General features: G+C 43.2%; 22 protein-coding genes. 21 read left to right on the top strand and 1 reads right to left on the bottom strand.

Features of this window, described 5'->3' with window-relative positions:
• The first annotated feature begins 123 nt into the window (after positions 1-123).
• Positions 124-1,227, top strand: coding sequence for a DUF4097 family beta strand repeat-containing protein (locus BFU02S_RS02415; protein WP_066366096.1), 1,104 nt, complete (start codon positions 124-126; stop codon positions 1,225-1,227).
• Positions 1,228-1,251: 24 nt separating this feature from the next.
• Positions 1,252-1,617, top strand: coding sequence for a phage holin family protein (locus BFU02S_RS02410; protein WP_066366093.1), 366 nt, complete (start codon positions 1,252-1,254; stop codon positions 1,615-1,617).
• Between the two features lie 58 nt (positions 1,618-1,675).
• Here the strand turns inward: BFU02S_RS02410 and BFU02S_RS02405 are convergent, their stop codons facing one another.
• A complete protein-coding gene (locus BFU02S_RS02405; RefSeq protein WP_066366090.1) occupies positions 1,676-2,569 on the bottom strand; it encodes an N-acetylmuramoyl-L-alanine amidase family protein in 894 nt (297 codons plus the stop codon).
• 558 nt (positions 2,570-3,127) lie between these two features.
• On the opposite strand from BFU02S_RS02405, the gene hprK reads away from it, so the two are divergent.
• The 19 genes from hprK to BFU02S_RS02310 all read left to right on the top strand — a co-directional run bounded on the left by hprK (position 3,128) and on the right by BFU02S_RS02310 (position 19,595).
• A complete protein-coding gene (gene hprK, locus BFU02S_RS02400; RefSeq protein ID WP_066366088.1) occupies positions 3,128-4,057 on the top strand; it encodes an HPr(Ser) kinase/phosphatase in 930 nt (309 codons plus the stop codon).
• Between the two features lie 12 nt (positions 4,058-4,069).
• Positions 4,070-4,888 carry a prolipoprotein diacylglyceryl transferase gene (gene lgt, locus BFU02S_RS02395; RefSeq protein WP_066366086.1) on the top strand — a complete coding sequence of 273 codons (819 nt, stop codon included), beginning with the start codon at positions 4,070-4,072 and terminating at the stop codon, positions 4,886-4,888.
• Between the two features lie 27 nt (positions 4,889-4,915).
• Positions 4,916-5,560, top strand: coding sequence for a pyrophosphatase PpaX (gene ppaX, locus BFU02S_RS02390; RefSeq protein ID WP_066366083.1), 645 nt, complete (start codon positions 4,916-4,918; stop codon positions 5,558-5,560).
• 5 nt (positions 5,561-5,565) lie between these two features.
• The gene (locus tag BFU02S_RS02385; RefSeq protein ID WP_066366081.1) at positions 5,566-6,105 is read left to right on the top strand and encodes an acyltransferase; all 540 of its coding nucleotides are present in this window, start codon (positions 5,566-5,568) and stop codon (positions 6,103-6,105) included.
• Between the two features lie 172 nt (positions 6,106-6,277).
• Entirely contained in the window at positions 6,278-7,450 is a 1,173-nt protein-coding gene (locus BFU02S_RS02380; RefSeq protein ID WP_066366079.1) for an ATP phosphoribosyltransferase regulatory subunit, read from the top strand.
• Complete coding sequence (gene hisG / locus BFU02S_RS02375; RefSeq protein WP_169797567.1) at positions 7,443-8,081, top strand: ATP phosphoribosyltransferase; 639 nt, start codon at positions 7,443-7,445, stop codon at positions 8,079-8,081. Before BFU02S_RS02380 ends, hisG begins: the two co-directional genes overlap by 8 nt.
• A complete protein-coding gene (hisD, locus tag BFU02S_RS02370; protein ID WP_066366139.1) occupies positions 8,081-9,358 on the top strand; it encodes a histidinol dehydrogenase in 1,278 nt (425 codons plus the stop codon). Before hisG ends, hisD begins: the two co-directional genes overlap by 1 nt.
• A gap of 136 nt (positions 9,359-9,494) precedes the next feature.
• On the top strand, positions 9,495-10,082 hold the full coding sequence (hisB, locus tag BFU02S_RS02365) for an imidazoleglycerol-phosphate dehydratase HisB (protein ID WP_066366077.1): 588 nt from the start codon (positions 9,495-9,497) through the stop codon (positions 10,080-10,082).
• Between the two features lie 19 nt (positions 10,083-10,101).
• Positions 10,102-10,728 carry an imidazole glycerol phosphate synthase subunit HisH gene (gene hisH, locus BFU02S_RS02360; RefSeq protein WP_066366073.1) on the top strand — a complete coding sequence of 209 codons (627 nt, stop codon included), beginning with the start codon at positions 10,102-10,104 and terminating at the stop codon, positions 10,726-10,728.
• The gene (gene hisA / locus BFU02S_RS02355) at positions 10,725-11,459 is read left to right on the top strand and encodes a 1-(5-phosphoribosyl)-5-[(5-phosphoribosylamino)methylideneamino]imidazole-4-carboxamide isomerase (protein WP_066366071.1); all 735 of its coding nucleotides are present in this window, start codon (positions 10,725-10,727) and stop codon (positions 11,457-11,459) included. Before hisH ends, hisA begins: the two co-directional genes overlap by 4 nt.
• Positions 11,456-12,217, top strand: a complete 762-nt coding sequence (gene hisF, locus BFU02S_RS02350; RefSeq protein WP_066366068.1) for an imidazole glycerol phosphate synthase subunit HisF — start codon at positions 11,456-11,458, stop codon at positions 12,215-12,217. Before hisA ends, hisF begins: the two co-directional genes overlap by 4 nt.
• Positions 12,214-12,840: a bifunctional phosphoribosyl-AMP cyclohydrolase/phosphoribosyl-ATP diphosphatase HisIE gene (gene hisIE, locus BFU02S_RS02345; protein WP_066366066.1), complete on the top strand. Its 627-nt coding sequence runs from the start codon at positions 12,214-12,216 to the stop codon at positions 12,838-12,840. The genes hisF and hisIE overlap by 4 nt, the downstream gene beginning before the upstream one ends.
• Positions 12,841-13,047: 207 nt before the next feature.
• On the top strand, positions 13,048-14,535 hold the full coding sequence (locus BFU02S_RS02340) for a tetratricopeptide repeat protein (RefSeq protein WP_066366062.1): 1,488 nt from the start codon (positions 13,048-13,050) through the stop codon (positions 14,533-14,535).
• 111 nt (positions 14,536-14,646) lie between these two features.
• Entirely contained in the window at positions 14,647-15,597 is a 951-nt protein-coding gene (trxB, locus tag BFU02S_RS02335; RefSeq protein WP_066366060.1) for a thioredoxin-disulfide reductase, read from the top strand.
• Between the two features lie 311 nt (positions 15,598-15,908).
• Positions 15,909-16,367: an 8-oxo-dGTP diphosphatase gene (locus BFU02S_RS02330; RefSeq protein ID WP_066366057.1), complete on the top strand. Its 459-nt coding sequence runs from the start codon at positions 15,909-15,911 to the stop codon at positions 16,365-16,367.
• Between the two features lie 39 nt (positions 16,368-16,406).
• Complete coding sequence (rapZ, locus tag BFU02S_RS02325) at positions 16,407-17,300, top strand: RNase adapter RapZ (RefSeq protein ID WP_066366055.1); 894 nt, start codon at positions 16,407-16,409, stop codon at positions 17,298-17,300.
• The gene (gene mgfK / locus BFU02S_RS02320; RefSeq protein WP_066366052.1) at positions 17,297-18,280 is read left to right on the top strand and encodes a gluconeogenesis morphogenetic factor MgfK; all 984 of its coding nucleotides are present in this window, start codon (positions 17,297-17,299) and stop codon (positions 18,278-18,280) included. The genes rapZ and mgfK overlap by 4 nt, the downstream gene beginning before the upstream one ends.
• Before the next feature lie 79 nt (positions 18,281-18,359).
• Positions 18,360-19,310 (top strand): DNA-binding protein WhiA, encoded by a 951-nt coding sequence (gene whiA / locus BFU02S_RS02315; RefSeq protein ID WP_066366049.1) that lies wholly within the window; start codon positions 18,360-18,362, stop codon positions 19,308-19,310.
• 27 nt (positions 19,311-19,337) lie between these two features.
• Positions 19,338-19,595 carry an HPr family phosphocarrier protein gene (locus tag BFU02S_RS02310; protein ID WP_066366048.1) on the top strand — a complete coding sequence of 86 codons (258 nt, stop codon included), beginning with the start codon at positions 19,338-19,340 and terminating at the stop codon, positions 19,593-19,595.
• Positions 19,596-20,803: the final 1,208 nt, after the last annotated feature.

Genomic DNA, 20,803 nt, shown 5'->3' with positions numbered 1-20,803 from the left:
GTTGAAGGACTCTATGCCCTAAATACGAAACTATCCATCACGGATTTCCGTAATAGAAGGATAATGACCCAGAAGTCTGAATAAGATGAAAAAGGACAAATTTGAAATTTGAGGTGGAACCGAATGAAAGAGGAACGAAAGCGGATTTTGAAAATGGTGGAAGAAGGAAAGTTGACGGTAGACGAAGCCTTAACGCTTTTAGAGGAATTGGAAAACGCCCAGCAAACTATGAAGCAAAAGCAGGAGCAGATGATTCACGAACTTTCCTCTGGAGTACACTTTGAGGAAGCTAAAAAGGAAGACTCGAGATATGCCAAATATCAATCAACAAAAGAAAAGTTTTTTGAATTTGTAGATTCGGCCTTTAAAAAGATTAAAGACTTTGATTTTGACCTGAATTTTGTGCAATCTGTGGAAATTTCCCATATCTTTCATCATGGAAATGCCGATGTAAAAGATATCGATATTGATGTTGCCAATGGTTCGGTAAAAATCACAGCTTGGGATCAGCCCGATGTTCGTGTGGAATGCGAGGCAAAGGTTTATCGCGTTGACAGCCAGGATCACGCTAGGCAATCTTTTTTAAGTGATACCGATTTTTCAGTGGAAGGGGGGAAATTGCATTTTCTAACCCATCAAAAGTGGATGAAAGTAGATGCTGTTATGTTTGTGCCAAAAGCTCAATACGAAACTGCCCGAATTCGGGTATTTAATGGTCCGATTGTCGGCGAAGCAATGAATGTTCAGGATCTTCGTGTTAAAACCGCTAACGGAAAAATCATTCTTGATAAGATAGAAGGGGAAAAAGCGGTGGTCGAAGCTGCAAACGGAAAAGTTCATTTCAATGGAAACTTGGAGGAGGTCGAAGCGGAGACCATTAACGGAACCATCAGGCTTGAAGGGGATTTTAAAAAGGCAGAAGTCCAGTCGTTTAGCGGCAATATCTCCTTTGATCTTAAAGGAGCAGACTGCGAATGGCTCCATGCGAAAACAACAACCGGCGCGATTGATGTTCAGATTCCGGAAGAGACTCCGGTAAATGGAGAACTTAAAAGCAATCTCGGCGGCTTCCATCTTAAGCTGGTTGGCGTGCAAATTCTTGAGGAAAAGAGTGATGTAATGCAAAAATCACTTCGCTTCCAATCCATCCAGCATCCTGATAAAATGTTAAAAATATATGCCGAAACAAAAACGGGAACCATTACTGTTCAAAAGGCATATGAGTAATTTTTATGTTAGGAGTTTGAAAATATGAGATGGTTAATGGGATGTTTGATCAATGCAGTTTTGTTTATGGCACTTGCCGGCTATTTTAAAGACAGTTTTTACCTTGCAGGATTTTCAGCCGCATTGCAGGCAAGCATTTTATTATCCATACTCAATCTGCTGGTTCGACCGCTCTTAATCTTGTTGACCTTGCCGGTGACACTGTTGACGATAGGGCTGTTTTTGTTTGTCATCAATGCCATCACCCTAGAGATAACGGATTACCTGATGGGACCTTCCTTTGAAATCCACGGCTTTGGCATGGCCTTGCTATTTTCGGTACTAATGTCGCTTGTGAACCTTATTATTCAAAAGGCCTTATTTGAACCTGCGTCAAGAACAAAACGATAACTAAAAAGGTGCCTGCGGGTGCTTTTTTTTATGATTAGAAAAATCAAAGACATGAGATTTATGATTCGTGTCTTTGATTTTCTGTGGCAACTTGTTTTTTTGTCGAAAAATAATCGAGTAATCCTAGATAAACCCCTTGAGCAACTTTATCGGGGTAAGAAGAATTTTCAACAATTGAATCATCTCGATGATTTGAAAGGAAACCAAGTTCGATCAGTGTACTTGGTTGCGTATTATTGCGTAATACTTCTAAATTATCAAATCGTGTACCATCATTATTTAAGCCCGTTGTTTTAACAACCTCGTTTAAAATATCGGTGGCTAAATCATAATCTTTTGACTTTTGATAGTAAAAATCAGTCAAACCATTTTTCGATGGATCATTAAAGCAATTATAATGAAAACTTATAAAAGCATCTGCATGATTTTGGTTTGAGATTTCCGCTCGTTTCATTAAGGGAATATAAGTATCGTCTGTCCGGGTCATAATGACAGTGGCACCGGCATCTTCAAGTTTTTTTTCAACGACATTGGCTGTCGCCAAAGTTAATGTTTTTTCAAATGTTCCAACAATGCTTGTTGTCCCATCATCAATCCCTCCGTGACCCGGATCAATCACAATGATTTTTCCTTTAAGAGATTGCTGTCCATTTTCCATATTTTGTGTTGATAGGGTAGAATTATTAACAGGCTGTAAGTCTTTAGAAATGTAATTGATGTATACCCACCCTTGGATTCCGGAAGAAGATTCAATTTTGGCCCACCCAGATTGTTCATCTCTAATGGTTATTTTAGTTCCCAAATTTAATTTTCCTACAACCGAGCTGGACAAACTAGGTTGTTTTCTAATGTTTAAACTATTAACTCCTACTGTTGCTTCTATATTTTCAGCTGGGGAAACTTTTTCATGAATTTTAGTTTTAAATTTCACCTGTGTCTGTTTAATGTTCATATTGATCCTCCATCCAGTTTTGTTGCTTGATAGTTTAATTTGATACCGATGGGAAAGAACGACGATGAAGGATAGTGCGATAACAATAAAACTAAGAACTGCCAGTACCTTAATCAATCTTATGTTCTTCATTTGGATTGCTGCTACAGCCTCCTTGATTTTTTTATTGTAAAATCATTTTTGACAAATATTTATGAATATAATCTATCCCTGAAAATCCAAAAAATGGAATTATTGCTTTTTATTATGTTTGTCGCTGTCGTATGGATGGTTTGCTTGCTAGTTTTAACCGTGTTGTCAGGGATAAAGCCGTCAAGCCCTGTTTGGGAAATGGCCAAACTGTATTAGTATGGTTCTTGTTGAAAAAATGCTAAAATAAGAGGAAATGAATATGATTAAGCATAATGATCGTGCATGGCTAGCTTTGAGTAGCAGAATTTCTGTCGCAAGTCTTGCCTGGCTGCAGAAGTGACACGAACGTTTGAAGTTGTATTCCCACCAGATAATAGGGACTAATGGGGGAGCTTTTAGCTTTATAGAATAAAGGAGGAACATTTTTTGCCAAAAGTTCGTACGAAAGATATATTGGACAAGTTTAATCTGGAGTTAATCAGCGGTGAGGAAGGAATTAACCGTCCGATCACCACCAGTGATATTTCTCGGCCGGGAATTGAAATGGCGGGGTATTTTAAATTTTATCCGGCAGAGCGGATTCAGCTTTTAGGAAAAACGGAGCTGAGCTTCTATCATGAGCTAACAGATCGGGAAAAATCATCAAGAATGGAGAAATTATGCACCGACATTACGCCGGCGATTATTGTTACCAGAGGTTTGGAAGTTCCACCTGAGTTATTGGAGGCATCTGAACGGGAGTCTGTTCCGGTGCTGAGAACCACGATGAAAACGACCCGCTTTTCCAGCCGGCTGACGAACTTTTTAGAAAGTAAGCTAGCTCCGACTACGGCAGTTCATGGTGTCCTTGTAGATGTTTATGGAATCGGCGTATTAATCATTGGGAAAAGCGGAGTTGGGAAAAGTGAAACAGCTTTGGAATTGGTCAAGCGGGGCCACAGGCTTGTTGCAGATGATTGTGTGGAAATCCGTCAGGAAGATCAGGATACATTGGTTGGTAACTCCCCTGAATTAATCGAGCATTTACTGGAAATTCGCGGCTTGGGGATTATCAATGTGATGACGCTGTTTGGTGCTGGTGCTGTTCGTAGTAATAAGCGTATTACGATGGTAGTGAATTTAGAGACATGGGATTCCAAAAAGCAGTATGACCGACTAGGTTTAGATGAAGAAAAAATGAAAATCATTGATACGGAAATAACCAAGCTAACCATCCCGGTCCGTCCTGGACGAAATCTAGCCGTCATTATTGAGGTAGCGGCAATGAATTATCGCCTGAAACGAATGGGTGTCAATGCGGCACAGCAATTTACCGAACGTTTAACAGACGTAATTGAAGATGCAGATCATGAGTAAGGGGAGAGGAACATGAACCAAACCATTCATCCGTTAAATCCCATTGCCTTTTCACTTGGACCGATTCAAGTACACTGGTATGGTATTATTATTGGCTGCGGGCTTGCTTTGGCGCTGTTTCTTGCGATCCGTGAAGGAAAGCGCCGCGGTCTGCCGAAGGATATCTTTGCTGATTTAATGCTTTGGGCGATTCCGATTGCCATTATCTCGGCTCGGATTTATTATGTTATTTTTGAATGGGAATATTATAGAAATCACCCGGCAGACATTCCAAAAATTTGGAATGGTGGTATTGCCATTCATGGGGCGCTGATTGGCTCCGTTCTTACAGCGATTGTTTTTTCTCGGAAACGCGGGTGGTCTTTTTGGAAAATCGCCGACATTGCGGCTCCGAGCATTATTCTCGGGCAGGCGATCGGCCGCTGGGGGAATTTCATGAATCAGGAGGCACATGGCGGCCCGACAACCCGGGCATTTTTGGAAAGCCTGCATTTACCGGATTTTATAGTCAACCAAATGTATATTCGAGGGACCTATTACCAGCCTACTTTTTTATATGAATCGGCTTGGGATTTTCTCGGCTTTCTTCTGTTAATCTTGCTGCGTCGGGTGAATTTGCCCCGCGGTGAGATGTTTTTATCCTATGTTATTTGGTATTCTACCGGCCGTTTCTTTGTAGAAGGATTGAGAACGGACAGCTTGATGCTGACTTCCAATCTCCGCATGGCACAGGTCATTTCCATCGTCCTGATCGTAGCCGCACTTGCCTTGATCCTTTATCGGCGGAAAAAGAATCTTGCAAATGTTCGTTATTTAGCTCAGGATGAGTAAGAGCTATTGTTTAGAAAGGAAGCAACCATGACACACAATATAAACACGATCTTATTTGATTTAGACGGAACCTTAATTGATACGAATGAACTCATTATTACTACTTATTTGCATACACTTGATAAATATTACCCTGGTAAATACAGTCGTGAGGATGTTCTGCCGTTTATGGGACCAACGCTTCATGAAGCATTCAGTACGGTTGACCCGGATAGGGTTGAGGAATTGGTACTGGAATATCGTACATTTAACCTTGCTAACCATGACGCTTTAGTAAAAGAATTTCCCGGTGTTCTAGAGACGATTAAGAAATTAAGTGAATCAGGCTATAAGCTTGGTGTGGTAACAACCAAAAGGGGAGACACTGCAATGAAGGGCCTCCGCTTATTGGGGTTAGATCCGTTTTTTAAAGTAGTGGTCGCCATGGAGCATGTAACAAATGTGAAACCTGATCCTGAGCCGATTTTTAAAGCGTTGGAGCAGCTGGACTCAACTTCAGATCAAGCGCTAATGGTTGGTGATAATTACCATGATATATTGGCAGGAAAAAATGCCGGAACGAAAACAGCCGGAGTTGCCTGGTCGATCAAAGGAAGGGATTATATTGCCAAATATGAACCGGATTACATTTTGGAGCATATGACCGATTTGCTGACAATTCTCGGAGAGTGAGATCGATGAGGAAGACTACCCGTTACCCTGTCGAAGGGGCGAACTCCTTATGGCATGTCTACAAAACAGTGCCGTTTTGGAAGGTTGTGAAAAATTTTATCGTCATTCAACTGGCGCGTTATACGCCATTTTTGGGTGTGAAAAATTGGCTGTACCGCACCTTTTTGGGCGTGAAAGTGGGCCCTGAGACATCCTTCGCATTAATGGTGATGCTAGATGTCATGTTTCCGGAAAAAATCAGTGTCGGCCGTAACACAGTAATTGGCTACAACACAACGATTCTCGCTCACGAATATTTAATTAAAGAATATCGGCTCGGCCCGGTTGAAATCGGCAATGAAGTGATGATTGGTGCCAATTCCACGATCCTTCCCGGTGTTACCATCGGCGATGGAGCGATTATATCAGCCGGAACATTGGTCCATAAAGATGTGCCTGCCGGGGCGTTTGTCGGCGGCAACCCGATGCGCGTTATTTATACGAAAGAACAGCTTGCGGAGCGCTGGGCCGATGACCCGATCTATGGAAAAAAAGATAGCAAATGAAGTCTGGTTACGATAGCCAGGCTTTTTATAGTATGAGATTGGGTAATTTAAAAAATTATTCAAAGTACTTTTTCATTGACGAAAAGTGTTGGAAGGGGTACAATACAAACAATTACTTTAATTCTCTAATATATTAGCAAACTAAAGTATTTGGTGGTAAAGGGGTAGTAGTATGAGCCGGTTATTTATGTTTGAAAAGCCATTAGGGATGCGTGACACATTGCCGGAATTATATGAAAAAAAGCATCTCGTCCGTTCACGAGTGGCTGAGACGTTAAAACTGTGGGGCTATCAATTTATGGAAACCCCAACATTAGAATACTATGAAACAGTTGGAGCAGCGTCCGCCATTGATGATGCCCAACTGTTTAAATTGCTGGATAAAGAGGGACATACCCTTGTATTAAGACCTGATATGACATCTCCCATTGCCAGGGTGGCGGCTTCAAAGCTGCTAGATGAGGACTTTCCTGTCAGATTAGCCTATTCCGCCAATGTGTTTCGTGCCCAGCAGCGGGAAGGCGGCAGGCCGGCAGAATTTGAGCAAATTGGAGTGGAATGCCTGAACGAAGATACGGTTTCGTGTGATGGAGAAATTGTGGCACTGTTGATTTCTTCCTTAAAAAAAGCGGGGCTGACGAACTTTCAAGTGTCAGTAGGCCATGTTGGCTTTGCCCAGGAGTTGTTCCTTCAGATCCTTGGAACAAACGAACGGGCAACAGCGCTGAGAAAATTTTTAGTTGAAAAAAATTACGTAGGATACCGCGAGCACGTAAATTCCCTTCAGCTGTCTTCCATCGACAAGCAAAGACTGATTAAACTTCTTCAATTAAGAGGCGGCGAAGAAGTGCTTGAGGGCGCTTTTGAAATCATTGAAAACGGCAAAGGCAAGAAAGCGATTATTGAGCTCGAGGAGCTTTGGAATGTCATTCAAGATTATGGTGTGGAAGAGTATGTGAAATTTGATTTTTCCATTGTCAGCCATATGAGCTATTATTCCGGGATTGTATTCGAGGCATATGCCGGAAATGTCGGTTTTCCGCTTGGAAATGGCGGGCGTTATAGTTTAATTGAAAAGTTTGGAAAAAAGGCAAGTGCTACAGGGTTTGCCATTCGGGTAGATATGCTGCTTGAGGCACTGGGAGATCTTTCGCTTGAAAATGACACCCACTGCATTTTTTTCAGTCAGGAGCGGCGGAAAGAAGCGTTTCAGTTAGGACAGAAAATGCATAAGCAGGGAAAAAAGGCCGTGCTTCAAGAAATATCCGGAGTGAAAAATCTTGATGCATTTACGAAGAGATTTGCCGGGACGACCTTTTTAATTGGGGGGCACGGTGATGAATAATATGCTGACAATTGCAATGCCGAAGGGTCGGATTTTCGAAGAGGCTGTTGAATTGCTGCGGAAAGCGGGTTACCAGCTGCCTCCCGAGTTTGAGGATTCTCGAAAATTAATTATTGATGTTCCAGAGGAAGGCATCCGGTTTATTTTGGCAAAGCCGATGGATGTGGCTACCTATGTGGAGCATGGGGTTGCTGATGTCGGTATAGCGGGGAAAGACGTACTGTTGGAGGAAGAACGGGATGTTTATGAACTTCTGGATCTAAAAATCAGCTATTGCTATTTGGCCGTCGCCGGTCTTCCAAATACAAAAATGAATGAAGTTGCCCCAAGGGTGGCCACGAAATATCCGAATATAGCGGAGGCCTATTTCCGCGAGCAGGGTGAACAGGTAGAGATTATTAAATTAAACGGCTCCATCGAACTTGCTCCCATTATTGGTCTGTCAGACCGGATTGTTGATATTGTTTCAACCGGCCGGACGTTAAAAGAAAACGGACTGGTTGAGTATAAGAGAATTGCCAACGTTACATCAAGGCTGATCGTTAATCCTGCCAGCTACCGGCTCAAAGATGCCATGATTGATCAATTGGTGAATCGCCTCAATGATGTTTTGCGTGGAGGTATTAAATGATGAAGATTGTCAGAGTAGATCAACAGATTTCGTTAAAACGTTCAATTGAAACAGGGACCTCTGAGCAACAGGCGGTTGTAAAAAAGATTATCGCTGATGTCCGCGCTCGCGGTGACGAGGCGTTAAAAGCTTATACGGAAAAATTCGATCAGGTTCAGCTGGATTCTTTTTTAGTGAATGAACAAGAAATAGAAGAAGCTTACGGTCAGGTAGACGAGCAATTCATTGCGATTGTTCGTGAAGCAGCCGAAAATATCCGCACCTACCATGCAAAGCAGCTCCGTCCGTCGTGGATGACGACAGAAGAGAACGGCACCATCCTTGGACAGAAAATAACCCCTCTTGATTCGGTTGGTGTGTATGTGCCCGGTGGAACGGCGGCCTACCCATCATCTGTATTAATGAACGTTATTCCGGCGCGTGTTGCCGGAGTCAAACGAATTGTGATGGTTTCCCCGCCTGATGAACAGGGGAAACTGCCGGCTGCTGTGCTGGTCGCAGCGAAAGAGGCGGGTGTGAAAGAAATGTATAAGGTTGGCGGAGCCCAGGCGATTGCCGCGCTGGCCTATGGAACGGAATCAATCGCCTCAGTCGATAAAATTACTGGTCCGGGGAATATTTTTGTGGCATTGGCTAAACGTGAAGTATTTGGCGATGTTGATATTGATATGATCGCCGGACCAAGTGAGATTGCCATTTTAGCAGATGAAACGGCAAAGGCTAATGAAGTGGCAGCTGACCTCTTATCACAGGCCGAACATGACCCGAGAGCCTGCAGTATTTTAGTTACCCCTTCTATAAGGCTTGCTGAAGAGGTGGCGCTCGAAGTAGAAAACCAGTTAAGAGTATTGCCGCGGCGGGACATTGCCTCCCGTTCGATTGCCGATTACGGAGCGATCTATGTTGCAGCAGATATGGAAGAAGCCGTTGAAACGGTGAATCAGCTGGCCCCTGAACATTTAGAGGTCATGACCGAAAATTCAATGGCACTGCTCGGAAAAATTCGCCACGCAGGCGCGATTTTCCTCGGCCGCTACAGCTCAGAGCCTGTGGGTGATTATTTCGCCGGCCCAAACCATGTACTGCCGACTAACGGCACCGCCCGCTTTTCTAGCCCGCTAAATGTGGATGACTTTCAAAAAAAATCGAGCGTGATTATCTATAGCGAAACAGCTTTACAGGAACATGGTGCAAAAATTGCCGCCTTTGCAAGAATAGAAGGACTTGAAGCGCATGCCCGTGCTGTGGAAACGCGGCTAAACGGCAGTAAACAGTAGTTTATTTGCGGAAATTAGAGTTATATTTGCGGATTTTAATACTTTATTTGCGCAAATCCCAGTTTTATTTGCACATTCAACAATTTTATTTGCGAATCTGAAAAATCTAGTATCCATCTGTTAAGGAGGTACCCACATGGAAAGGGCAGCAACCATCGAACGGAAAACAAATGAAACAAATATCCGGCTATCATTTGAGATTGACGGGGAAGGCCGAACCAATTTGGAAACGGGTGTGCCGTTTCTCGGTCATATGCTGGATTTGTTTACAAAACACGGGCATTTTAATTTGAAAGTCGATGCGCAAGGGGATATTGAAGTCGATGATCACCATACAACAGAAGATATCGGCATCTGCTTGGGACAGGCGCTGCGCGAAGCATTAGGAGATAAACGGGGGATTAAGCGCTATGGGAATGCCTTTGTCCCAATGGATGAAGCGTTGGCCCAAGTAGTCGTTGATCTCAGCAACCGCCCGCATCTTGAAATGAGAGCGGAGTTCCCGCAGCAGAAGGTAGGAACGTTTGATACTGAACTTGTTCATGAATTTCTTTGGAAACTGGCTTTGGAAGCTAGAATGAACCTTCATGTAATCGTTCATTACGGAAAAAATACACATCACATGATCGAAGCCGTCTTTAAAGCATTGGGACGGGCCCTTGACGAAGCGACTACCATTGATCCAAGAATCAAAGGTGTGCCTTCAACAAAAGGGATGTTATAGGCAGGAGGTGTCAGGCACCATGATTGGAATTGTAGATTATGGGATGGGGAATCTGTTCAGCGTCAGCAAGGCTTTGGAGCGTTTGGGTGCCGATTATGATATATCTGCTGATGAGGACCGCCTCCTCCATGCAGATGCGCTGATTCTTCCCGGGGTTGGTTCATTCCGCGATGCGATGGAGTTGCTGCCGGAAAAGACCATTAAAGCATTTGCCGCCACGGGAAAGCCGCTTCTTGGGATCTGTCTTGGGATGCAGCTGCTGTTTGAAAGCAGTGAAGAGAACGGACTTACAAAAGGGCTGGGGCTTTTGCCGGGAAAGGTACACCGCTTTTCAGGACAAACGAATGAAGGTGTGCCCTACAAAGTGCCTCATATGGGCTGGAATCGTCTGAAGTTTGTGAAAGAATCCCCTTTATTACAAAATCTTGAAGAAGATTATGTGTATTTCGTCCATTCTTATTTTGTTGATGCAAATCACTCCGACGTCCTCCTTGCAAAAGCTGATTACCATGAGCAGGTGGCAGCTGTTGTGGGCCGGGGGAATATTTTCGGCATGCAATTCCATCCGGAAAAAAGCAGCAGACTGGGAATGGCGCTTCTTGATAATTTTTTAAAATTAGCGGCTGAAAGGAAGACAGTTCGATGAGTTTCACCATTTATCCGGCAATTGACATGCGCGGCGGAAAATGTGTCCGCCTTCTCCAGGGAGATTACGACAAAGAAACGATCTACGGGGATTCCCCTTTTGATATGGCACAAACCTTTGCGGCTGACGGTGCTGAATGGATTCATATGGTTGACCTGGACGGCGCCAAGGATGGAAAGAGGGTTAATGACCGCTTTGTTATCGAGGCCGCTGCCAAGCTGACTGGCACAAACATTCAAATCGGCGGCGGGATCCGCACAGAACACGATATTCTTCATTATCTTGAAAATGGAGTGGATCGCGTCATTATCGGCAGTATCGCGGTTTCCAATCCCGAATTTGCGATCGAAATGATTCAAAAATACGGCAAGCAAATTGCAATCGGAATCGACGCAAAAAATGGCTATGTTGCTACACATGGTTGGCTAGACACTTCGGAAATAAAGGCTATTGAACTTGCCAAACGCTTCGCTGAAGCCGGAGCTCAAAACTTTATTTTTACCGATATTGCCACCGACGGTACGCTTAGTGGGCCTAATATGACCGCTGTTTGTGAATTGGCGGAAGTAACGGGCAAAAACATAATTGCTTCAGGAGGGGTCAGCAGCATTCAAGATTTAGAGGCGCTGGCCGCAGCCAAAGGAATTAGCGGAGCGATTGTTGGCAAGGCGCTTTACGAACAGCGGTTTACCTTGAAGGAAGCTTTGCTGGCGGGAGGAAAAGCAACATGACATTAACAAAACGGATCATTCCCTGTCTTGATGTAAAGGATGGCCGGGTGGTAAAAGGAATTCAATTTGTTGAATTGCGCGATGCTGGCGACCCGGTGGAATTGGCCCGAGTGTATGATGAACAAGGGGCGGATGAGCTTGTCTTTCTTGATATTTCAGCTTCAGTGGAAGGTAGAAAAACAATGGTAGACGTTGTCAAAGCTGTTGCCTCAGAACTGGCTATTCCGTTTACGGTTGGCGGCGGCATCAATTCACTTGAAGATATGAAAAAAATCCTTCGTGCTGGTGCTGATAAAGTGTCACTGAATACGGCGGCAGTCAATCATCCCGAACTAATCAGAGAAGGTGCAGGCTATTTCGGGTCGCAATGCATTGTGGTGGCTATCGATGCAAAATTTGATGAAGAGCTGGGGACATGGCGAGTTTATACGCACGGCGGCCGGAAACCGACGGATAAAAAAGTGCTTGATTGGGCGCGGGAGGCAGCAGAGCTAGGTGCTGGGGAAATTTTACTCACCAGCATGGACTGCGATGGGGAGAAGGACGGTTTTGATCTTGCCCTGACGAAGGCTGTCAGCGAGACGGTTTCCATTCCGGTCATTGCTTCGGGCGGTGCTGGATGCGCGGAACACTTTGCTGAAGCTTTTTCAGAAGGAAAAGCAGATGCCGCGCTGGCTGCTTCGATTTTTCATTATCGGGAAACCTCGGTCTTTGAAGTGAAAAATTATTTACGCGGAAAAGGAGTGACAGTCAGATGAATACCGAAGAGATTCGCTTTGATGACAAGGGACTCGTGCCTGCCATCATCCAAGATGCCGATACATTGGAAGTTTTAACATTGGCTTATATGAATAAGGAGTCACTTAGTAAAACATTAGAGACCGGCGAAACATGGTTTTACAGCCGCTCGCGAAAAGAGCTTTGGCATAAAGGGGCCACAAGCGGAAACACGCAGAATGTCGTCAGCATCCAATATGATTGTGACAAAGATGCGCTTCTTGTGAAGGTGCAGCCTAATGGCCCGGCTTGCCACACAGGAGCTGTCAGTTGTTTTGTCGACGGAAAACAAGAGCATACCTCCCAACTTTCAGACTATCAAATTTTACAAACACTTGAGAAAGTCATTCTGGAGCGCGAGCGGGAACGTCCGGAAGGGGCTTATACCACTTATTTGTTTGAAAAAGGGGTAGACAAAATTTTGAAAAAAGTCGGCGAGGAAGCAGCCGAGGTTATTATTGCGGCCAAAAATCGTGAGCCGGAGGAATTAAAGTGGGAAGCAGCGGATTTGCTTTATCATTTGCAGGTATTGCTCGTAGAACAAGGACTATCCTTTAAAGAGATATTAAAAACCCTGGAGAAAAGACATAAACAGAAATCCTAATTTCACCCCCATAGGAAATCATTATCTGCTGATTTCCTGGCCTACATATTCCTTTCTTTGCCGATAGGAAACCATTCCTATCGGCAAAAGTGCATCTACGCCTCATGAACCGCCTATCAGCGAGTTTTCTAACAAATTCTTACCCTTTCAGTACAACTCCAAACTGTGTTATACTACATAAGTTATGAAAGGATGATGGAGGAATTCATGATTAAAAACGCAAAAAGAATACAAAAGGGGAAAATTGTCTCCTTTATTCCAACCGGGGAATATTATTTCAAAAAAGGAATAAAGGCCTATCATCGTCACGATCTTTTAAAAGCAAAAAAATATTTGAACCGAGCGCTTCAGCTGGAGCCAGGAGAACCGATGATTGCCTGCCAGTTGGCGATCGTTCTGGCAGAACTTGGCGAATTTGAAAATTCAAACCGAATTCTGCATCACATCCTTGAAGATTTGGATCCTGAATTAGTGGAATGCCATTACTTTTTAGCAAATAATTACGCCCATTTGGGTTTTTTTAAAGATGCTTATCATCATGCCAAGCTGTACCTAGAGCTGGATGAAAACGGCGACTTTGCAGAGGACGCGGAGGATTTGCTTGAGCTTCTCTCATTTGAATCCGATGAATCAGGAGAGGAGCTGTATCAGCAGGAAGACCTGATCATGAAACATGAACAGGCTCGGGAACTGCTTGATTCAGGTTACATTCCAAAGGCAATCGAGTTGCTTTCGGAAGTAGTCGGGGAATACCCCGAATATTGGTCAGCTCATAATAATTTGGCACTTGCCTATTTTTATTTGGGGCAAGTAGAAAAGGCAGAAGCCATTTTAGACCGTGTATTGGAACAAAATCCGGGCAATCTACATGCCATGTGCAATAAGATGATTTTTGCCCGCTATCAGGGGCATTTGACATATGCTGCAGAAATCCTAGAACAATTGAAGAAAATCAAGCCGCTATTAAGCGAACATCAATTTAAGCTGGGAATTTCCTTTGCTTTGGCCGGCGAGTATGAGCTTTCTTATTTTTGGCTGAAAAAATTGTATAAAAGCGATTTTTATCACGATGGTCTGTTTTATTATTGGCTTTCGTACTCTGCTTATTTCACCGGCAATGTATCTTTCTCCAAAAACATCTGGAAAAAGGTATTAGAATTAAATCCGGAGAAAGAAGGCTTTGAACCATGGAATGACGAGAATACGTTTCATGGATTTGAAAGCCAGGCAGGATCGATTTTTCAAAAGCTTGAAAGTGATTATGTAGAAGAACGGTTATTTGCTCTGTTCTTGACCTCTGTTTCCAGCAAAAAAGAGGAAATTCTTACTTCCAAACGTCTTTTTCAGAATCAGAAATTAACCACCCTGGAAAAGGAATATATCTCGCTGATCCGATCGGGGAAACCATCGCGGACAGCCGATGCCCAGGAAATAGCTGAGCTTTTTTACGAAAACTATCAGCCGATTGGCACTGTAGAAGCCGGTTTGTATTTGATGTGGTTTTCTGTATTTGTGGAATTGATGAACCAGGGAGTCAGCTTAAAAAATAAACGTGCCTGGGCCGGGGCGGTGGAATATGTGTGGCATAAACTGCGAAGCGAAAAAGTATCGCAGCAGGAAATAGCCGGCCGTTACGGATTATCTGCTGCCACTATCAGCAAATATGTGAAAATGGTCAGTGAACTGCTAGATTAAATGAGCATTTGTTTGGACTATATTTTGATTGTTTAATACGATTAAGTGGGGAAAGCTAAACTTAATCGTATTTTTTTATTTCTGGGATTTATCTAAAAGGGAGTGACTATGATGTCTGAAGAAAAAATTTATGACGTTATTATTGCCGGCGCCGGCCCTGCGGGGATGACTGCCGCTGTCTATACATCACGTGCCAACCTTTCTACCCTTATGATCGAGCGGGGGATGCCAGGAGGGCAAATGGCCAATACCGAGGAAGTGGAGAACTACCCGGGATATGAAAGTATCCTAGGACCGGAATTATCCACGAAAATGTTTGAACATGCGAAAAAATTCGGCGCTGAGTATGCGTATGGTGATATTAAGGAAATCATTGACGAAGGAGACTACAAAATCGTTGTCGCGGGTTCAAAGCAATATAAAGCATATGCTGTGATCATTACCACTGGTGCAGAATATAAAAAAATCGGTGTACCAGGGGAGAAAGAACTCGGAGGCCGTGGTGTTTCTTATTGTGCCGTATGTGACGGGGCCTTTTTCAAAGGGAAAGAGCTGTATGTCATCGGCGGAGGAGATTCAGCCGTTGAAGAGGGTGTCTATTTGACACGTTTTGCCTCAAAAGTAACCATCGTCCATCGCCGCGACAAATTGCGGGCACAAAAAATCCTGCAGGATCGGGCGTTTGCCAATGAAAAGGTAGACTTCATCTGGAATCATACTGTTAAATCCATCAATGAAAAGGATGGCAAAGTGGGCAGCATCACCCTTGTCTCAACGGAAAATGGTAAAGAGCAGACATTACCTGCTGATGGGGTCTTTATTTATATCGGGATGGTGCCGCTGTCAAAACCGTTTGAAAACTTAGGAATTACAAACGAAAATGGCTATATTGAAACAAATGAGAAAATGGAAACGAAGGTGCCGGGCATTTTTGCAGCCGGAGATATCCGTGAGAAAATGCTGCGCCAAATCGTCACGGCAACTGGCGACGGCAGTATTGCTGCCCAAAGTGCGCAAGCCTATGTAGAAGAACTGAAAGAAAAAATGAAATTAAAGAAGTAAGCAGGGTGAGAAAGCATTTCCATAAAAAGTAACTCTGTTTTAACTCTACTGTAACAGTAGTGAAATAAAGATAGGGTATGATAATAGAAATTGACCCCCTTTTAAAATATATACCTTTTCCCGCGCAGGTTGTAGGCAGCCTGTGCATTTTTTTGCTTGAAGTCGATATCAACATATTTTTGAAAGATATCACACAAAATTGATGATATGAGGACACAAAAATTTAACAGAAATCAGCCCCTAGTTTCATTGTGACAGGTTCTTAAAAATAGTATAATGAAAAGAATGAACAAGCTAAAAAGGGTGAGATCATGCAGCGGGTTACAAATTGTGTATTAATAAGGGATAATCAAGTCCTATTGCTGCAGAAACCGCGACGCGGCTGGTGGGTGGCTCCCGGTGGGAAAATGGAGCCGGGCGAGTCGGTTCGAGATTGCTGCATCAGAGAATACCGTGAAGAAACGGGAATATATTTAAAAAATCCGCAATTAAAAGGAATTTTTACAATGATTATGAAGGAAGGCGACCAGCTGCTCTCCGAATGGATGATGTTTACCTTTTTGGCAACAGAATCTGACGGTTTAGGCTTTCAGGAATCTGAGGAAGGAAAGCTTGAATGGCATCCGGTGGACCAGATCAAAGGTTTGCCAATGGCAGAAGGGGACCACCATATTATTGATTACATGATTCACGGAAAAGGGATTATTTACGGAACGTTTACGTATACAAAGGATTTTGAACTGATCAATTATCGGCTGGATCCGGGTTAATAATGAATATAGCGATCTTGTAAAATAGGGGGAATCAAATTGAGTACCGGTTCAACAAGTGAAACGCAAATGGTGATTATTACCGGAATGTCTGGTGCCGGAAAAACAGTTGCAATCCAAAGCTTCGAAGATTTAGGGTTTTTTTGTGTTGATAATTTGCCTCCTACACTACTTCCGAAATTTCTTGAACTAATGAAAGAATCCGGGAATAAAATGAATAAAGTGGCTTTGGTTATGGACTTAAGGGCAAGAGAATTTTTTGACTACCTTTTTAAGGCGCTTGATGAACTGGCGGAAACATCATGGGTGACACCAAAGATTTTATTTTTAGACGCAGATGATGCAGCCTTAGTGCGGAGATACAAAGAAACAAGACGCTCCCATCCGCTGGCGAAATCAGGCTCGCCGCTCGAAGGAATTACCTTGGAAAGAGAGCTTCTGGAAGAATTAAAGGGCAGGGCACAGCTGATTTATAATACTTCTCGGATGAATCCAAGGGAACTGCGTGAGAAAATCTTAACGGAGTTTACGGCAAATAAACAATCAATCTTTACTGTCAATGTCATGTCGTTTGGCTTTAAACATGGGCTTCCGATTGACGCAGACCTGGTTTTTGATGTGCGTTTTTTACCGAATCCTCATTATATCGAACATATGCGGCCGAAAACAGGACTGGATGAAGAAGTTTCAAACTATGTCATGAAATGGAATGATACACAGCGATTTTTGGAGAAAGTTACTGACCTTCTTGCCTTCATGCTTCCGCATTATAAAAGAGAAGGAAAGGCACAGTTGGTAATTGCAATTGGCTGTACCGGCGGACAGCATCGTTCCGTTGCATTGGCAGAATATATCGGACATTTTTTTGAAAAAGATTATCAAACAGTCGTATCTCACCGTGACATTGAGAGGAGAAAGGATCAAACAAAATGAAAGACATAGGACAGCCAAGAATCGTCGTCATCGGCGGGGGAACGGGGATGCCTGTTTTACTCAGAGGATTAAAACAGTATCCTGTTGACATTACTGCAATTGTGACCGTTGCCGATGACGGCGGAAGTTCTGGCAGACTGCGTGAGGACTTGCACATTCCGCCTCCTGGCGATATTCGCAATGTCCTGGCGGCGTTATCTGATGTAGAACCGCTTGTTGAGGAAATGTTTCAACATCGTTTTAAGACGTCTAACGAACTTTCCGGTCATTCTTTGGGAAATTTAATCTTGGCGGCGATGACCTCCATTACGGGAAATTTTGTTCATGCGATTCAAGAAATGAGCAAGGTGTTGAACGTTCGGGGGAAAGTTCTGCCTGCCGCGAATCAAAGCGTCATATTAAATGCCGAAATGGAAGACGGAACGATTCTTTCCGGAGAATCCAAAATACCTTTTTCAGGAAAAAGGATTAAAAAAGTATTTTTATTACCAAAGAATATCCGTCCATTGCCGGAAACGATTCAGGCCATCCGTCAGGCTGACTTAATCATTATTGGTCCGGGCAGTTTATATACGAGCATTTTGCCGAATCTTCTTGTACCGCGTTTAGGGGACGAGGTATGCCGTTCACAGGCAAAAAAGGTATATATCTGCAATTTAATGACGCAGGCTGGGGAAACGCACGGGTTTACGGCTAGTGATCATGTAAAGGCTATTTATGATCATATGGGCTTAGCGTGTATTAATACGATTTTGGTGAATAATAAAGAAATTCCGCACGATGTCCAGCTACGATATAAAGAAGAATTGGCCCAGCCGGTACAATACGATATGCCGCAGCTTTCAGAACTCGGCCTTGAAGTCGTGCATGCCGATATCGCCTATCTCGAAAAAGGCGCTTTAAGGCATGACCCGAAAAAAGTGGCACAAATCTTATACAATTTATTGGTCGCCGAAACGAAAAAAAGATTTGAAGCATAAAAGTTGTAAACATTTTAAATATTCTATTAAAATAATAATAAAATCCGTTAAAAAATAGTTGTATCCTGGGGGTGAGGGAATGTCTTTCGCTTCGGAAACGAAAAAAGAATTAACGAACCTGGAAGTGAAAGCCTGCTGTGTTCGTGCGGAACTGTCTGCCTTAATCCGCATGAATGGTTCCCTTTCCTTTTCCAATCGTGGATTAGTTGTCGATATACAAACTGAAAATGCAGCGATTGCTAGAAGAATTTATACATTAATCAAAATGAGCTATGACGTACAGGTTGAACTATTAGTCCGTAAAAAAATGCGCTTGAAGAAGAACAATGTATATATTGTCAGGCTCTCGCAAAAAGCCAAGGAAATTCTCGAAGACTTGAAGATTCTTGGGGAAGGATTTACCTTTATCCACGATATATCATCGGAATTGGTCAAAAAGAAATGTTGTAAGCGTTCTTATTTGCGCGGTGCGTTTTTGGCCGGCGGCTCGGTGAATAATCCGGAAACTTCCTCTTACCATTTGGAAATTTTTTCACTATATAAAGAACATAATGATTCTTTATGTGAATTAATGAATACATTCGGTCTTAACTGCAAGACGCTGGAACGCAAAAAAGGCTACATTACCTATTTAAAAGAAGCGGAAAAAATAACGGAGTTTCTTATTATTGTTGGTGCCAATAATGCGTTGCTCCGCTTTGAAGACGTCCGAATTGTCCGCGATATGCGTAATTCCGTTAACCGTCTGGTGAACTGTGAAACCGCCAATTTAAATAAAACGATTGGGGCTTCCATTCGGCAGGTAGAAAACATCCGTTATATTGAACAAACTGTAGGCTTGCAGGTTTTACCAGAAAAACTTCGCGAAATTGCAGAACTCCGATTGAATTATCCGGATGTGACGCTTAAAGAGCTGGGAGAGATGGTTTCCGGCGGTGCCATCAGCAAATCGGGGATTAATCATCGTCTGCGAAAAATTGATGAGATCGCTGACAAACTTCGAGCTGGTCACATGCCGCAAATGAAATAAAATATTTTTAATAGAGGGGGAATTTATATGTTAGTGAAACAGGTAGAGGTAAAATTAAAAACGGGTTTGCAGGCACGCCCCGCCGCCTTATTTGTACAAGAGGCAAACCGTTTTTCGTCTGATATCTTCCTGGAGAAGGACGGCAGGAAAGTAAATGCCAAAAGCATCATGGGCCTAATGAGCCTTGCAGTCGGATCGGGAGTTGTCGTCAATCTGATTGCTGATGGTGCAGACGAGGAAAGCGCCGTTCAAACACTTACTGAGTTTGTTGAAAAAGAACATTAAGCAAAAGGGTTTTGGCGGGGAAGGCCAGGCCCTTTTTTGTATGTTAAGGACACAATTCGGTCATACTGCGAGAAAAATGCCCTTCATCAGAGGAATGAAGGACATACCATGGTTGTGCCGCGAGGAAAGTGTCTTTCATCAAAAGGGAATGAAGGACAAACCATGATTGTGCCGCGAGGAAAATGTCTTTCATCAAAGGGATGAAGGACCTACCATGGTTGTGCCGTGAGAAAATTGTCCTTCATCAGAGGAATGAAGGACATACCATGATCATGCCGGGAGATAAATGTCTTTCATCAAAGGGATGAAGGACCTACCATGGTTGTGCCGCGAGGAAAGTGTCCTTCATCAAAGGAATGAAGGACATACCATAATTGTGCCGCGAGGAAAGTGTCCTTCATCAGTGAAATGAAGGTAATTTCATGATAATGCCGTGAGAAAAATGCCCTTCATCAGTGAAATGAAGGACATACCATGGTCATGCCGTGAGAAAAATGCCCTTCAACAGAGGAATGAAGGACATACTATGATCATGCCACGAGAAAAATGTCTTTCATCAAAGGGATGAAGGACATACCATGATCGTGCCGTGAGAAAATTGTCCTTCATCAGGGGTATGAAGACATACCATGGTTGTGTGAGGAGAAAAATGTCCTTCATCAGGGGAATGAAGGACAAAACATGGTTGTGTCGGGAGAAAAATGACCTTCATCAGTGGAATGAAGGACAAACCATGGTTGTGTCGTGAGAAAAGTGTCCTTCATCAGTGGAATGAAGGACAAAACATGGTTGTGTCGTGAGAAAAGTGTCCTTCATCAGTGGAATGAAGGACATACCATGATCGTGCCGCAAGGAAAGTGTCCTTCATCAATGAAATGAAGGACATGCCATGATCATTCCGTGAGAAAAGTGTCCTTCATCAGTGAAATGAAGGACATACCATGGTCATGCCGTGAGAAAAATGACCTTCATCAGTGGAATGAAGGACATATCATGGTTGTGTCGGGAGAAAAATGACCTTCATCAGTGGGATGAAAGACAAAACATGGTTGTGTCGGGAGAAAAATGACCTTCATCAGTGGAATGAAGGACATACCATGGTCATGCCGTGAGAAAAATGTCCTTCATCAATGGTATGAAGGACAAGACACGGTTTTGCCGGGAGAAAAAATATCCTTCATCCGTTTAATGAAGGACATATTCTAAAG

It is taken from the genome of Neobacillus fumarioli NBRC 102428 (genome assembly GCF_001591485.1).
GTDB lineage: Bacteria > Bacillota > Bacilli > Bacillales > Cytobacillaceae > Neobacillus > Neobacillus fumarioli.
This window is presented reverse-complemented; position numbering and strand designations above follow the sequence as displayed.

Bases quoted from the DNA above. Each gene is read 5' to 3' on its own strand.
- BFU02S_RS02405 (WP_066366090.1), bottom strand. From the start codon at position 2,569: ATGAACATTAAACAGACACAGGTGAAATTTAAAACTAAAATTCATGAA.
- BFU02S_RS02415 (WP_066366096.1), top strand. From the start codon at position 124: ATGAAAGAGGAACGAAAGCGGATTTTGAAAATGGTGGAAGAAGGAAAG.
- hisG (WP_169797567.1), top strand. From the start codon at position 7,443: ATGAATAATATGCTGACAATTGCAATGCCGAAGGGTCGGATTTTCGAA.
- BFU02S_RS02410 (WP_066366093.1), top strand. From the start codon at position 1,252: ATGAGATGGTTAATGGGATGTTTGATCAATGCAGTTTTGTTTATGGCA.
- hisH (WP_066366073.1), top strand. From the start codon at position 10,102: ATGATTGGAATTGTAGATTATGGGATGGGGAATCTGTTCAGCGTCAGC.
- ppaX (WP_066366083.1), top strand. From the start codon at position 4,916: ATGACACACAATATAAACACGATCTTATTTGATTTAGACGGAACCTTA.
- BFU02S_RS02330 (WP_066366057.1), top strand. From the start codon at position 15,909: ATGCAGCGGGTTACAAATTGTGTATTAATAAGGGATAATCAAGTCCTA.
- lgt (WP_066366086.1), top strand. From the start codon at position 4,070: ATGAACCAAACCATTCATCCGTTAAATCCCATTGCCTTTTCACTTGGA.
- hisIE (WP_066366066.1), top strand. From the start codon at position 12,214: ATGAATACCGAAGAGATTCGCTTTGATGACAAGGGACTCGTGCCTGCC.
- hisD (WP_066366139.1), top strand. From the start codon at position 8,081: ATGAAGATTGTCAGAGTAGATCAACAGATTTCGTTAAAACGTTCAATT.
- mgfK (WP_066366052.1), top strand. From the start codon at position 17,297: ATGAAAGACATAGGACAGCCAAGAATCGTCGTCATCGGCGGGGGAACG.
- trxB (WP_066366060.1), top strand. From the start codon at position 14,647: ATGTCTGAAGAAAAAATTTATGACGTTATTATTGCCGGCGCCGGCCCT.
- whiA (WP_066366049.1), top strand. From the start codon at position 18,360: ATGTCTTTCGCTTCGGAAACGAAAAAAGAATTAACGAACCTGGAAGTG.
- hisF (WP_066366068.1), top strand. From the start codon at position 11,456: ATGACATTAACAAAACGGATCATTCCCTGTCTTGATGTAAAGGATGGC.
- BFU02S_RS02385 (WP_066366081.1), top strand. From the start codon at position 5,566: ATGAGGAAGACTACCCGTTACCCTGTCGAAGGGGCGAACTCCTTATGG.
- hisA (WP_066366071.1), top strand. From the start codon at position 10,725: ATGAGTTTCACCATTTATCCGGCAATTGACATGCGCGGCGGAAAATGT.
- BFU02S_RS02310 (WP_066366048.1), top strand. From the start codon at position 19,338: ATGTTAGTGAAACAGGTAGAGGTAAAATTAAAAACGGGTTTGCAGGCA.
- BFU02S_RS02380 (WP_066366079.1), top strand. From the start codon at position 6,278: ATGAGCCGGTTATTTATGTTTGAAAAGCCATTAGGGATGCGTGACACA.
- BFU02S_RS02340 (WP_066366062.1), top strand. From the start codon at position 13,048: ATGATTAAAAACGCAAAAAGAATACAAAAGGGGAAAATTGTCTCCTTT.
- hisB (WP_066366077.1), top strand. From the start codon at position 9,495: ATGGAAAGGGCAGCAACCATCGAACGGAAAACAAATGAAACAAATATC.